The organism is Arthrobacter sp. C2 (assembly GCA_024207135.1).
In the GTDB taxonomy this organism is placed as follows: Bacteria; Actinomycetota; Actinomycetes; order Actinomycetales; family Micrococcaceae; genus Paeniglutamicibacter.
Genome location: CP042428.1, coordinates 2,303,016 through 2,316,212 on the forward strand (window position 1 = coordinate 2,303,016; position 13,197 = coordinate 2,316,212).

The window sequence follows — 13,197 nt, forward strand, 5'->3', positions numbered from 1 at the left end:
ATGCTGCTGACAACCATGATTTTCTCCGGACTGGCCGCGGCAATCCATGTGTACATCTTTGTATTGGAGTCCCTGCGCTGGGACCTCCCCTCCACACGCAAGGCGTTCGGCATCAAAACGGACGCCGAGGCAAGCGCGACCAAGCCGCTGGCCTTCAACCAGGGGTTCTACAACTTGTTCCTGGCCGTTCTCACGGTCCTCGGCATGGTTCTGGTGATTGCTTCGTCCACGACCGTCGGAGCCACGTTGATCTTTGCAGGCACCGGCTCGATGGCGGCAGCGGGGATGGTCCTGCTCTTTTCCTCGCCCAAGCTTGCCCGCGCGGCGATCCTCCAGCTCACGGCTCCCACCCTGGCCATCATTTTTGGCCTGTTTGCCTTCGCCCGCTAAGTCCCCCCAAATTCCTCTCTGCATAGGAGCCTCGATTACATGTCCACTTCCACCAGCACCCAGATCCACCTCGCCAGCCGCCCCACCGGGTGGCCTACGGACTCGAACTTCTCCACCGTCACGGTGGAACTGCCCGACCTCGCCGAGGGCGAGATCCGGGTGGCCAACGAGTTCATTTCCGTTGACCCTTATATGCGCGGGCGCATGAACGACACCAAGTCATACGCTGCGCCGTATGCCCTCGACGAAGTCATGACGGGTGGAGCGGTAGGCCGCGTGGTCGAATCCCGCGCCGAGGGATTCAGCATCGGCGATCCGGTGCTTCACCAACTGGGATGGCGGGACCGCTCCCAGGCCGGGGCAGGCAACTTCCGCGTGGTCCAGGACATTCCCGGCCTGCCGCTGTCGGCCTACCTCGGCATTCTGGGCATGACGGCCTTCACCGCCTATATCGGGTTGACCGAAATCGCTGGCCTCAAGGACGGCGACACGGTCTTCATTTCCGGCGCAGCCGGGGCCGTCGGCAGCGCGGCAGGCCAGATTGCCCGCCTCAAGGGCGCCAAGCGTGTCATCGGCTCCGCCGGCAGCGCGGCCAAGGTCGATCTGCTGACCGAAAAGTACGGCTACGACGCCGCCTTCAACTACAAGGACGGACCGGTCCGCGGGCAGTTGCACGAAGCGGCGCCCGAAGGCATCGACGTGTATTTCGACAACGTGGGTGGTGAACACCTGGAGGCTGCACTGGATGCGTTCAACCCCGGCGGCCGGGGCGCCTTGTGCGGGGCCATCTCCGTCTACAACGCGACAGAGGCCCCCGCGGGTCCGCGAAACATGAGCAACATGGTTACCCGGGGACTAACCCTCAAGGGATTCACCGTGGGGAACTATGCCGAACACTACCCGGCGTTCATGACCGACATGTCCGAATGGATTGCGCAGGGGAAGATCGTCTTCGACGAGACCGTCGTCGAGGGCCTGGACAACGCGGTGCAGGGGTTCCTGGACCTCATGCGCGGCGCCAACACCGGCAAGATGGTCATCAAACTCTGAGCGGCGCCGGCGCCGCTCAGAGCTGCCTGGACTCCGTGTAGAACCACTCGATGTGCTCGCGCAGGAGCCTGGCGGCCAGCGGGCCGTCACCGTCCGCAACCGCCTGGTGGATGCCGTGGTGTTGGGCTCGAAGGACCTTGGCGATCTTCTGCCAGGCGGCGTCGCTGGCCACGGACTCGCTGACGTAGTCGCTGATCGACAGGCGCAGCGATTCCATCATGGCCTCGATGACGGCGTTGCCGGCAAGCGATGAGAGCAGCACATGGAATTGGGAGTCGAGGTCGTGGAATTCCTCGCGGTCAAGGCCCGGCACGTCCATGGCCTCAAGCAGCTCGGCGGTCCGCCGCAACACCGCGGCGCTGCGTTCGGGGTCGCTGGCCAGGTCGGCGGACTCGGCCGCCCAGGTTTCCAGCAGGATTCGGGATTCGACGATGTCGGCAACGGAAAGCTGGCGCGAGGCAACATGAAGCCGCAGTGTCGCCGACAGTCCCACCGCGGGATCGGAAATGACGACGGCGCCGGAGTTGGGCCCGGACCCGGTGGAAGTGCGCACCATGCCCATGGCATCGAGGATGCGGATGGCATCCCTGACCGATGCCCGGGAAATGCCGTGGGTTTCGGCCAACGAGCGTTCGCCGGGCAACTGGTCGCCGATCTTGAGCTTTCCCGAGCGAAGGTCGGCCTCGATGGTGGTTAGGACCGTCTCGTAGGCCCGGGCCGGCTGCGGCGAATTCCTGGTTGTGCTTTTCACTGCTTCTTGTCCCCATGGTTATTGCTCATGTTTGGCCCCTTGGCCAATCAACGAATCATCCAAGCCTAATGGGTTGCGAAGCCGGACGCGCCCCCGTGGATCGGCGATACTCCTCGCCGATCCACGGGACCGCTTGCCGGCCGTCGCGGCCGGTCTTGCCGCGTCCGCTTTAAGGGGTCGGCAACATCCAGCCCAGGATCGGCGTGGACTGCAGGTACACCAGCACGCACAGCACCAGAAGCATGCCCACGGACCAGCCGGCGACCTTCTTCAGGATGACCGATTCCTTGCCTTCCATGCCCACCGCGGTGGCGGCGATGGCCAGGTTCTGCGGGGAAATCAGCTTGCCGACGACACCGCCAGAGGTGTTGGCGGCGACCAGCAGGTTCGGATCGATTCCGGCGTTGATGCCGGCAGTCTGCTGCAGCTTCGCGAACAGGGCATTGGCCGAGGTGTCGGAACCGGTGACGGCAGTGCCGATCCAGCCCAGGATCGGGGACAGGAACGCGAAGAAGGCGCCGGTTCCCGCGAGCCAGGTGCCGATGGTGATGGTCTGGCCCGACAGGTTCATGACATAGGCCAGGGCCAGGACGGAAAGGATTGTGGTGGCGGCCCAGCGCATGTTGTAGATCGTGCGCCCGATTTCCAGGACGGCATCCGACACCTTGATCTTGTACTTGCCGCCTGCGTCGTTCAGCGAATAGACGATCGCGACAATCAGGCCGGTGAACAGCAACAGGGTTCCGGGATTGGAAAGCCACTGGAAGTTGTAGATCGTCGAGGAAACAGGGTTTCCTTCGCCGTCAAGCACGTGGCCGTAGAGCATGGGCCACTTGATCTTGACATCGGTGGCGGCCAGCGCGCCCGGGACGTTCACGCCCAGCTTCCAGAGCTTGGCAATGCCGAAGACGACGATGACCAGCAGGTAGGGGAAGAGCGCCAGGAAGGTCGGGCCCGCGTGAAGTTTTTGTTCGTGTCCGTGGTAGGCGGTGGCCGAACCGGAGACGGCCTTGCCGCCGTCGCCTGCTTGATCCGCGCCCTGGGCAGCTTCGCCCACAAGAACGCGGGCGCGTGCCTCGTCGCGGCCCTTCGGGGTCCAGAACCGCAGGAAGATTACCGCTGCTCCCAGACCTGCCAGCGACGCGACGATGTCGGTGAGTTCATAGGAGAAGTAGGTGGCGCAGAGAAACTGCGCGACGGCGAAGGAGCCGCCGATGACCAGCGCTGCGGGCCAGACTTCCTTGACGCCGCGTTTTCCGTCGAGGATGAACAGCAGCAGGGTTGGGACGAAGATGGCCAGCAGCGGTGCCTGGTGGCCGACGATGGCACCGATGTGGTTGGCGTCCAATCCTGTCAGGCCGGCGGCGGTGGTGATGGGAATGGCCACGGCGCCGAAAGCGACGGGGGCGGTGTTGGCTACCAGGACCGCGGCAGCGGCACGCAGCGGGGCCATGCCCAGGGCCAGGAGCATCGTGGCGGTGATGGCCACCGGAGCGCCGAACCCTGCCAGCGCTTCGAGCAGGCCGCCGAAGCAGAAGGCGATCAGGATGGACTGGATGCGCACATCCCCGCCGCCGATCACGTCGAAGACGCGGCGCAGGTCCTCGAACCGCCCGGAGACGACGGTGACCTGATAGAGCCAGATCGCCATGATGACGATCCAGACTACGGGGAAGGCGCCAAAGACCGCACCCATGACCCCTGACATCAGGGCCATGCCCGCCGGCATCTTGAAGACAAAGATGGCGACCAAGATGGCAACGAGCAATGAGGCCAGGCCGGAGACGTGCGCCTTGGCCTTGACCACGGCCAGCATGATGAAGAACGTCAACAACGGCAACAGGGAAATGATGGCGGAAAGCGCAATGCTTCCGGCCAGCGGATCTGTGGATGGTGTGAAAGTGTCCACTGGGCGTCCTTCGCGTTGGGAGTGGAGCGCGGATAAGGGGTTTGCGGTGGATGCCTGTAGACATCCGTGGTCGGACCACTATGGTCCGACCACAACAGCATAACCCAGGATCCGGCCCGATGGTGAGTGGTGTCACAGAAATTTTTCGCCATGCGCACTCGCTGGACGTGGGCCCGATCACGCCATAGTATGGTCAGACCACATCATATCCTCGGCACAGCACGCCGGAAGGGCCATTGAATGAAAATCGCACTTTTCGCCACCTGCATCGTTGATGCCATGTACCCGCAAACCGCTCGTGCCACGGTCAAGATCCTTGAACGACTGGGCCACGAGGTCATCTTCCCCTCCGGCCAGGCATGCTGCGGCCAGATGCACATCAACTCCGGTTACATGGACGAGGCACTTCCGGTGGTGGCCAACCACGTGGCGGCCTTCGAGGCCGAAACCTACGACGTTGCGGTTGCACCGTCCGGGTCCTGCGTAGCCTCGGTCAAGCACCAGCACCCCATCCTTGCCGAACGCTGCGGCGACGCCGCGCTGAAGGCACGTGCCGAGGCCGTGGGCGCCAAGACCTACGAACTCTCCCAGCTTTTGGTCGACGTCCTGGGCGTCACCAATGCCGCCGAACAGCTCGGTTCGCACTTTGCGCACAAGGTCACCTACCACCCCTCCTGCCACGGCATGCGCTCGCTGCACCTGGGCGACCGCCAGCTGGACCTGCTCAAGAGTGTCGGCGGCATCGAGGTTGCCGACCTGCCCGAGGCCGACCAGTGCTGCGGGTTCGGCGGAACCTTCTCCATGAAGAACGCCGACGTGTCCTCGGCGATGCTCGAGGACAAGGCCAAGAACATCGAATCAACCGGCGCCTCGCTGTGCTCCGGCGGAGACGCCTCCTGCCTCATGCACATCGGCGGCGGGCTCTCGCGCACCAAGTCCAACACCACCACTCTTCACTTTGCCGAGATCCTGGCCAGCACCATGGCCGAACCTGTCTCCGTGACGGGCGAGGTATTCGTAGGAAAGGGAGGCAAGTAAATGAGCAACGTCTTCATGGGAATGCCGAGCCTTCCGGTTTTCGGCGACGGCAACCTGCACATCGACGAGCCGTTCCCGGCCGCGGCGCACCGCGAACTGGGCAACACCCAGATGCGCGCCAACCTGCGCCACGCGACCCACACCATCCGCGACAAGCGCCTCAAGGTCGTGGGCGAACTTCCCGACTGGGAGGAATTGCGCGATGCCGGAGCGGCAACCAAGAACCTGGTCATGGCGAACCTGCCGGCCCTGCTTGAGGAGTTCGAAAAGAACTTCACCGCCCGCGGCGGAATCATCCACTGGGCCCGCGATGCCGACGAGGCCAACCGCATCGTCTCGGACCTGATCAAGGAACAGGACACCGACGAGGTCGTCAAGGTCAAGTCCATGGCCACCCAGGAGATCGGGCTCAACGAGTACCTCGAGGAGCAGGGCATCTCCGCCTTCGAGACCGACCTGGCCGAGCTGATCGTCCAGCTGGGCCACGACAAGCCCAGCCACATCCTGGTCCCGGCCATCCACAAGAACCGCAGCGAGGTGCGTGACATCTTCCTGGCGGAAATGCCGAATGTGGACCCGAACCTGACCGACGAGCCGCGCCTGCTGGCCATGGCCGCGCGCGAGCACCTGCGCCGCAAGTTCCTCTCCGCCAAGGTCGCGGTCTCCGGGGCCAACTTCGCCCTGGCCGACTCCGGCACGCTGGCGGTCGTCGAGTCCGAGGGCAACGGGCGCATGTGCCTGACCCTGCCCGAAACGCTGATCACCGTCATGGGCATCGAGAAGCTGCTGCCGGGCAAGGAGGACCTCGAGGTCTTCATGCAGCTGCTGCCGCGCTCCTCCACCGGCGAGCGCATGAACCCGTACACCTCCCTGTGGACGGGCGTCACCGAGGGCGACGGACCACAGAACGTGCACCTGGTGATGCTGGACAACGGCCGCACCGCCGCACTGGCCGACAAGTACGGGCGCACCGCGCTGAACTGCATCCGCTGCTCGGCCTGCATGAACGTGTGCCCGGTCTACGAGCGCACGGGCGGCCACGCCTACGGCTCGACGTACCCGGGACCCATCGGCGCGATCCTCACCCCGCTGCTCACCGGCATCAAGTCCGAGGAGAACAGCTCGCTGCCCTACGCTTCCTCGCTCTGCGGTGCCTGCTTCGACGCCTGCCCGGTGAAGATCAACATCCCCGAAATCCTGGTGCACCTGCGCGGCGAGGACGTGGATTCCAAGCGCGGCGAGAAAAAGCTGCCCAGCCAGATGGACCTGATGATGAAGGGTGCCCAGTGGGCCTTCTCCTCCGGAAAGCACCTGGGCCTGCTGGAAAAGGGCCTGCCCCTGGGCAAGCTCGCCGCCGGACGCGACAAGAAGATCAAGCGGCTTCCGGGAATCGCCGCAGGCTGGACCCGGTCCCGCGACATCCCCGCTCCCCCGACGCAGTCCTTCCGCGACTGGTGGAAGAAAGACCACCGGCCCGCAGCAGCCACGACCGAGCAGGAGAAATAGCCACAATGAGCGCCAAGGAAGAAATCCTCTCCCGCATCACCTCCGCCCTGCGCGATGCCCCGACGCCGGAGCCGATCCCCCGCGAGTACCGCACCACCTCGGACATGCCGCTGGCCGAGCTCATCGAACTGCTGGTCGACCGGCTCGAGGACTACAAGGCGCACGTCGACGTCGTGGATTCGGCGCAGCTTTCGGCAACGATTGCCGACCGGCTCAAGGACGCGACCAGCTTTGTGGTGCCGCACGGCATCGACGAGACCTGGCTGGCCGATGCCACGCCGGACGGCGACGCGCGCCGCCGCACCGACGCCCCCGGCGCGGTGCTGGGCATCCCGGAGCTGGATTCCACCGACGCGGTGCTGACTTCATCGGCCGTCTCCATTGCCGAGTCCGGCACCATCGTGCTTGACGGCACACCCGACCAGGGCCGCCGTGCGATCTCGCTGGTCCCGGACCACCACGTGTGCGTGGTTCCGGCGTCCACGATCGTGCGTCTGCTGCCCGAGGCCCTGCCGCGCATGGACATCACCCGTCCGCTGACCTGGATCTCCGGGCCCAGCGCGACCAGCGACATCGAGCTCGAGCGCGTCGAGGGCGTGCACGGCCCGCGCCGGCTGGACGTCATCATCGTCAAGGGGCTGTAGGCTCCACCACACACTCCAAGAGGTGGCCCCCGGGTGGTTCCGGGGGCCACCTCTTGGCCTTTTCCGCACGGTCGCGCGAGCCGGCGCCCGCCGATCACTCCCTTCCCGATGGCCTTGGTGGCCGCGTCGGCCCCGGCCCGGGTGGGCGTCACGTCCGCGATCGCGGATCCAGCGCCGGCTTCACCCGGTCACACGTCCTGTCAATCGTGGGTTCGGATCCTGCAGCTAGGCTCCCCCGACATCGCGGCGGCGCAGCGCGAAGACGGCGAGCGCAACGAAAAGCATGTTCAGGCCCGCCAGTCCCCACAACGCGCTCCAGTCCACGCCGTTGGCCACGGGCTGCCCGCCGAGCGCCCAGTGGTACGGGGAGAAGGCGTGCATCCACTGCAGGTCCTCGCCCTGGTTGCCCAGCGCGTTGAGCATGTAACCCCCGACCGCCACCAGGGCGCCGGCCGCTGTTCCGTGGGTCCGGTGCCCACCCGCGGCCCCGCCCAGCAGCGCCGCGGTGCCGCCGAGCAGGACCAGCAGCAGGAATTGCGCCACCGCCTGGAAGAGCGTTCCGGCGTCAAGTCCCAGCTCCGAGGGCCCGTTCAGCGCCAGCACCCCCGCATAGATCACCGCCATCAGGAAGGCCATGCGCAGCAGCAGCGCCAGGGACCGTTCCAGGACCACCTGGGTGCGCGTCACCCCGTGGGCGAGCGTGAGCTCGAGCAGGCCAGCATCCTCGTCCTCGCCGATGGCTGCCGCCCCGGTGCCGATGGCCACGGCCGAGGAGAGCATGAATCCCAGCAGGCCGAAGAAGGTCGCCTGGGCGTATCCGGCGCCCGTCGCGATCTGGTCGTAGTTCAGCGCCCGGATCAGCTCCTCGGGCAGGGAGGCGAGCAGTTTCGCCATGTCCGGGCCGGCCATGGACGGGTAGAGCGGAAGGTAGAGCGCCAGCACGGACAGGAGCACCAGGGCCCAGATGAGCGTGGAACGCCAGGTGTCCAGCAGCGCCTTGCCCGTCAGCGGAAGGAACGGGCGGCGGGCGGCGGGCGTCATGGCCGCGGCTCCCCCGCGCGATGGCGTCCGTTGCCGGGAGGTGAGCCGTAGAGCTCGAGCACCGCTTCCTCCAGGTCCGGTTCCTCAAGGACCAGGTCGAGCACCTCGATCCCGGCCAGGGCGTGCAGGAGCGCACCGACCTCGCCGGAGAAACGCGCCTCGAGTGCGCCGGCTCCTTCGCCGAGCCGTTCGGTGTCCAGCAGCTGAAGGCCGGGGAGCGGTTCCAGTGCCGCTCCAAGCGTCTCGGGGACCGTGGCGGCCACGATGCGCAGCCGGCGACGGGCACCTGCCCGCAGCTCTTCGACGGTGGCGGTGCGTACGATCAATCCGTCGCGCAGGATCGCCACGCGGTCCGCCGCCTGTTCGATCTCCCCGATCAGGTGGGAGGAGAGGAAGAGCGTCTGCCCGCGCCCGCGGGCATCCTCGACCATCCCGAGGAACTCCCGCTGCATCAGCGGGTCCAGTCCGGAGGTGGGTTCGTCGAGGATGAGCAGCTCCGGATCGTGCATGAATGCCTGCACCAGTCCGAGTTTCTGCTTGTTGCCCTTGGAGAGCTTGCGCGACTGCCGGTCCAGCTCGAGTCCCAGCCGTGAGGCGAGTTCCTCGACCCGGCCGGGGGCCACGGGTCCGCTGATGGCGGCAAAGTGGTCCATCATCCTCCGCCCGGTGATCCGCCGTTCCAGGGCGAGTTCGCCCGGCAGGTACCCGATGCGGCGGCGGATCTCCGGGCCCGCGCGGCGCGGATCGGCGCCCAGCACCCGCACCTTTCCGGCCGTGGGCCTGATGATGTCCAGCAGGCAGCGCATGGCGGTAGTCTTGCCGGCACCGTTGGGCCCGATCACCCCGAAGACGCTGCCGCGGGGGATCTCGAAGTCAATGCCGCGCAACGCCTCGCGGTGGGCGAAGCGCTTGGCAAGGCCCTGCACCTCGATGACGTTCTCCATGCAGCTTCCCTTCCCGGGTTTCCCGATTCGGGGCTCCCCCCCAGCCTCATTCTCGTCCCTGCGCCCGATCAAAGCCAGAGGCCCGCACGCCATGGGCCGAGGTTGCGCGGCCGGCGCCATCGTACAGGGTCCGTTCCGGCGCCTGCGCGGGCGCTACCGGGGCGAAGGCGGCTGGTCCCGGTCCACCCCGGGGCCGCCGGCCACCTCGCCCAGCCGCTCTTCCAGCAGTTTGGCGGTGCGCGCGGTTTCCCCGAGCAGGCCCGCGTCGAACACCTCCCGGAAACGGGATTGCGGGATGGCCACGCTGATGCCGCAGACCACCTCGCCGTCGGCATTGGTGATGGCCATTCCCAGCGCGCTGACCCCCTCTTCGGTCCCCTCGAAGTTGGCGGCGAACCCGCGATCCCGGACGAATCCGAGTTCGCGCACCAGGGCGGCGTAGTCAGCCTCATTGAGTTTGCGCGCGGTGGCCGTTTCCCCCCGGTAAAGCTGCTCAAGCTCGGGCGGGTCGAGCCGGGCCAGCATGGCCTTTCCGGCCGAGGCCCGGTGGGCGGGCAGCACCGTCCCCTGGCGGTCGCCGACGCGCACCGGCCGGGAACCCTCGACGGTGGACAGGAAGCGGACTTCCCCGCCCACGCGCACCATCAGGTTCACGGTTTCCCGCACCGTGGCCGCCAGGTCCTCCAGCAGCGGCTGGGCCAGTGCACGCAGCTCGCTGATCCTGCCGTGGCCGGCCGGTCCGGCCCCGAGCGCGGGACCGGGAACGTAACCGCGGCCCCTCGCGCGTTCGGCAAAGCCGCGATAAATGAGCATGGCCAGCAGGCGGTGGACGGTGGAGGGCGAGACGCCGAGCTCGGCGGCCGCGTCCTTGAGCCGGACGGAACCATGGTCGCGCAACAGCTCAATGAGCTTCAGGGCGTTGTCGACCGCGTCGATGGGGTAGCGGGGGATCTCGCGGCTTACCCGTAATTTCTGCACATCAGAATTATATGCGCCGTCACACTGAGACCGGCAACACTTGTACCTATGACTTTTTCCACAACGAGCGCCGTTGCGGGTCCCACCGGACAGAAGACCGGCGATTCGGCACAGCCGTCACAGCCCAGGAACATTTCAAACCGCAAGGCCGTGCTGGCCATTGTGACCTGTTGGCTGTTGGTGGTTTTCGACGGGTACGACCTCATCGTGTACGGCACCGTGCAGTCATCCCTGCTGGCGATCGACGACTGGGGCCTGACCCCGACGACCATGGGCACCATCGGCTCGCTGGCCTTCGTGGGCATGATGATCGGTGCGCTCGGGGCCGGACGGCTGGCCGATGTGCTGGGTCGGCGCCGGACCATCCTGGCCTGCTCGATCCTCTTCTCCACCCTCACCATCCTGTGCGCCTTCGCCCCGAACCCCCTGGTCTTCGGCGCCCTCCGCCTGCTGGCCGGAATCGGCCTGGGTGGCCTCGTTCCCTCAGCCAACGCGATGGTGGCCGAACTGGTGCCGGACCGCTGGCGCTCGACCATGGCCACGTTGATGATGTCGGGTGTGCCCATCGGCGGTTCGATCGCCGCCGTCACCGGCATCTGGGTCATCCCGGCCTTCGGCTGGGAAGCGATGTTCCTGATTGCCGTCATCGCGCTGGTCGTGGTGGTGCCGATGGGCTTCCGCTACCTGCCCGAAACCCTGTCCTTCAAGCACCGCAGCGGGCCGGGCGCGCGCCGCGGTTCCGGTTTCGGCCAGCTGCTCCGCGCCCCCTATGCCCGTGCCTCGGTGCTCTTCGCGGTGGCCTCGCTGGCCATCCTCTTCGCCTGGTACGGCCTGGGCACCTGGCTGCCCAGCCTGATGGAACAGGCCGGGTACGACCTGGGCTCGGCCCTGACCTTCGCGCTGGCCCTGAACCTGGGCGCCGTGGCAGGCTCCGTCGTCACGGCCTGGGCCGGTGACCGCTTTGGCGCCGCCCCCGCCGCGGCCGCCGCGGCCCTGGTGGCTGGGATAGGCCTGGCCGTCATCATGACCACTCCCCCGGTCGGCGTCGTCTACGCGATGTTGATCCTCGCCGGCGTGGGCACCCACGGCACCGCTGCGCTGCTGATCGCCGCCGTCGCCAACCACTACCCGGAACGCCTGCGCGGCACCGCGCTGGGCTGGGCAATGGGCATGGGCCGAATCGGCGCCGTCGCAGCCCCGCAGGTTGGCGGACTGTTGTTGGCCTCCGGGCTCGGCGTCAACTCGAACTTCCTCGTCTTCGCCTTGGGAGCGGGCCTGGCCGCAGTCCTGTTCGCCGTGATCACCTTCCGCGTCAAGCCCGTGGCCGACCCAGCCGAACAGCACTAGCCGCCGCGAAATGCCATGGCCCGGGCGGCCTTCCCCTCCGCGGGGAACGGCCACCCGGGCCTTTTGGCATGTCCGGGGGCAAGGGATACGTCCGGTCGCGAGTCCACCGGGACTCGGTCGCTCTGACCAGGGTGACTGCGCCCGGACGCATGTGGCATTGGCGGCCCCGCCGCCTGGTCACGGGGCTTCCCAGGCAGACATCAATACACCGGCCGGCCCGGTCACGGTCGGGTTCGGAGCCGTTGGGCCGATTCCCCGGACGGGACCCATTTGACGATGTGGGTTGCGAGGGCCACGAGGTCCCCGTCGACACGCGCCTCGACCTTGGCTGAAGCGCGCCAGCCAACGGGGTCGTAGGACTCGAACTCGTGGTGCACGTGCAACGTCTGCCCGGGGAAAACAGGCTTGATGAAGCGAATGCGGTCATAGCCCAAGGAGACCGGGACAAGGCCATGAGGCCGGGCATCCTCAAGGGCCCGTCCGGCGGCAGTGGACATGAACCCGACCACGAGTGCCCCATGGACGTGGCGGGTTCCGTACACCGAAGAGTTCATGTACTCCTCGTCGGTGTGATTGGCCGCGAAGTCACCGGTGATCCCGGAGAAGAGCACCATGTCGGTTTCCGTGATGGTCTTCCTAAAGACTGTCACGGCACCAACTTCGATTGGGTTCTCGTCCATGCTGTGGCTCCTTTGCCATGGAATGATGATTCTTCTCTGGTGGTTCCTGGTGGTGACACGGATCTTGGCTGCTGAAAACAGTCGAGGCGACACCGTGTCGCCCCGGATCACATGGTCAGTCCGCCGGAAACGGAGAGCACCTGCCCGGTGGTGTATCCGGCCTCCGCCGAGGCAAGGTGAGCCACCGCTGCGGCAACCTCGTCGGCTCGTGCAGGCCGGCCCTTCGGGACGGCCTTGAGCGTTCCGTTCATGACCTTGCCGGTGAAACCTTCGTCCGCCAGCATTCCTGCGAGCAATAGCGTATCGGTGGGGCCCGGCGAAACCACGTTGATGGATATGTCCTTGCGGGCCGTCTCACGCGCAACGGATCTGGCCATTCCGGCCAGTCCGGCCCGGGCAGCAGAGGATGCGGCATCGCCAAGCGTCCCGGCCTTGCCGCTGTCCGAGCCAATCAGCACGATCCGCCCGAAGCCGGCCTCGAGCATGCCGGGCAGCACGGCCCGGACCAGCAGCATTGGTCCGTAGAGCTCGGTGTCCAGGATTTCGTGGAGCATGTCCGGCTCGGTGTCCTTGAGCACCTTCAGTGCGTGTCGGTGGCCGGTGGTGACGATGAGCGTATCTATTCCGCCCAGCGCCTTGGCGGCTTCCCCTCCTGCTCCGGCGATGGCTTCAACCGCTGCCGCGTCCACTGCGTCCAGACGGGCACGGCCGGCCCAGCTTCCAGAAGGCAGCCGGTCCCCCACAGCGGCGGCCCCTTCGCCGTTCCCGTGGAATGTTCCGAAGATTCGGGCTCCCGCGCCGGCCAGTCGCTCGGCGATCGCGGCCCCGATTCCGCCGGTTCCCACCAGCAGCACTTTGCGTCCGGCGTACTCACCGTTTTCTTGAGATGCTCTCTGGGTCATGGCGTTGTGTCCTTTGG

The 13,197-nt window shown here is 66.6% G+C and carries 13 protein-coding genes; 6 read left to right on the plus strand and 7 right to left on the minus strand.

Going from position 1 to position 13,197, the window contains the following annotated elements; translation table 11 throughout:
- Both FPY90_RS10780 and FPY90_RS10785 read left to right on the plus strand, forming a co-directional pair.
- A complete protein-coding gene (locus FPY90_RS10780) occupies positions 1-390 on the plus strand; it encodes a DUF1304 domain-containing protein (RefSeq protein ID WP_498680902.1) in 390 nt (129 codons plus the stop codon).
- A gap of 39 nt (positions 391-429) precedes the next feature.
- Positions 430-1,440: an NADP-dependent oxidoreductase gene (locus tag FPY90_RS10785; protein ID WP_498680904.1), complete on the plus strand. Its 1,011-nt coding sequence runs from the start codon at positions 430-432 to the stop codon at positions 1,438-1,440.
- A gap of 16 nt (positions 1,441-1,456) precedes the next feature.
- Here the strand turns inward: FPY90_RS10785 and FPY90_RS10790 are convergent, their stop codons facing one another.
- Together FPY90_RS10790 and FPY90_RS10795 are read right to left on the minus strand one after the other, a co-directional pair.
- A complete protein-coding gene (locus FPY90_RS10790; protein WP_498680905.1) occupies positions 1,457-2,191 on the minus strand; it encodes a FadR/GntR family transcriptional regulator in 735 nt (244 codons plus the stop codon).
- Positions 2,192-2,360: 169 nt separating this feature from the next.
- Positions 2,361-4,100: an L-lactate permease gene (locus FPY90_RS10795; protein ID WP_498680906.1), complete on the minus strand. Its 1,740-nt coding sequence runs from the start codon at positions 4,098-4,100 to the stop codon at positions 2,361-2,363.
- 240 nt (positions 4,101-4,340) lie between these two features.
- On the opposite strand from FPY90_RS10795, the gene FPY90_RS10800 reads away from it, so the two are divergent.
- The 3 genes from FPY90_RS10800 to FPY90_RS10810 are packed head-to-tail and all read left to right on the plus strand — an operon-like array spanning position 4,341 to position 7,288.
- Positions 4,341-5,138 (plus strand): (Fe-S)-binding protein, encoded by a 798-nt coding sequence (locus FPY90_RS10800; RefSeq protein WP_498680908.1) that lies wholly within the window; start codon positions 4,341-4,343, stop codon positions 5,136-5,138.
- Positions 5,139-6,644, plus strand: coding sequence for a LutB/LldF family L-lactate oxidation iron-sulfur protein (locus FPY90_RS10805; RefSeq protein ID WP_498680909.1), 1,506 nt, complete (start codon positions 5,139-5,141; stop codon positions 6,642-6,644). It abuts the gene before it with no gap.
- Between the two features lie 5 nt (positions 6,645-6,649).
- The gene (locus FPY90_RS10810; RefSeq protein WP_498680911.1) at positions 6,650-7,288 is read left to right on the plus strand and encodes a LutC/YkgG family protein; all 639 of its coding nucleotides are present in this window, start codon (positions 6,650-6,652) and stop codon (positions 7,286-7,288) included.
- Positions 7,289-7,513: 225 nt separating this feature from the next.
- Here the strand turns inward: FPY90_RS10810 and FPY90_RS10815 are convergent, their stop codons facing one another.
- From FPY90_RS10815 to FPY90_RS10825, 3 genes are all read right to left on the minus strand, one after another.
- Positions 7,514-8,329 carry an ABC transporter permease subunit gene (locus FPY90_RS10815; protein ID WP_498680912.1) on the minus strand — a complete coding sequence of 272 codons (816 nt, stop codon included), beginning with the start codon at positions 8,327-8,329 and terminating at the stop codon, positions 7,514-7,516.
- Entirely contained in the window at positions 8,326-9,273 is a 948-nt protein-coding gene (locus tag FPY90_RS10820) for an ABC transporter ATP-binding protein (RefSeq protein WP_498680913.1), read from the minus strand. The genes FPY90_RS10815 and FPY90_RS10820 overlap by 4 nt, the downstream gene beginning before the upstream one ends.
- Before the next feature lie 153 nt (positions 9,274-9,426).
- Positions 9,427-10,251, minus strand: coding sequence for an IclR family transcriptional regulator (locus FPY90_RS10825; protein ID WP_498680914.1), 825 nt, complete (start codon positions 10,249-10,251; stop codon positions 9,427-9,429).
- Between the two features lie 48 nt (positions 10,252-10,299).
- Here FPY90_RS10825 and FPY90_RS10830 point away from each other — a divergent pair, with 48 nt between their 5' ends.
- Entirely contained in the window at positions 10,300-11,598 is a 1,299-nt protein-coding gene (locus FPY90_RS10830; RefSeq protein WP_498680915.1) for an MFS transporter, read from the plus strand.
- Positions 11,599-11,819: 221 nt separating this feature from the next.
- Here the strand turns inward: FPY90_RS10830 and FPY90_RS10835 are convergent, their stop codons facing one another.
- Together FPY90_RS10835 and FPY90_RS10840 are read right to left on the minus strand one after the other, a co-directional pair.
- On the minus strand, positions 11,820-12,278 hold the full coding sequence (locus tag FPY90_RS10835; protein ID WP_498680916.1) for a MaoC family dehydratase: 459 nt from the start codon (positions 12,276-12,278) through the stop codon (positions 11,820-11,822).
- Positions 12,279-12,385: 107 nt separating this feature from the next.
- A complete protein-coding gene (locus FPY90_RS10840; RefSeq protein WP_498680918.1) occupies positions 12,386-13,180 on the minus strand; it encodes an SDR family NAD(P)-dependent oxidoreductase in 795 nt (264 codons plus the stop codon).
- Between the last annotated feature and the right edge of the window lie 17 nt (positions 13,181-13,197).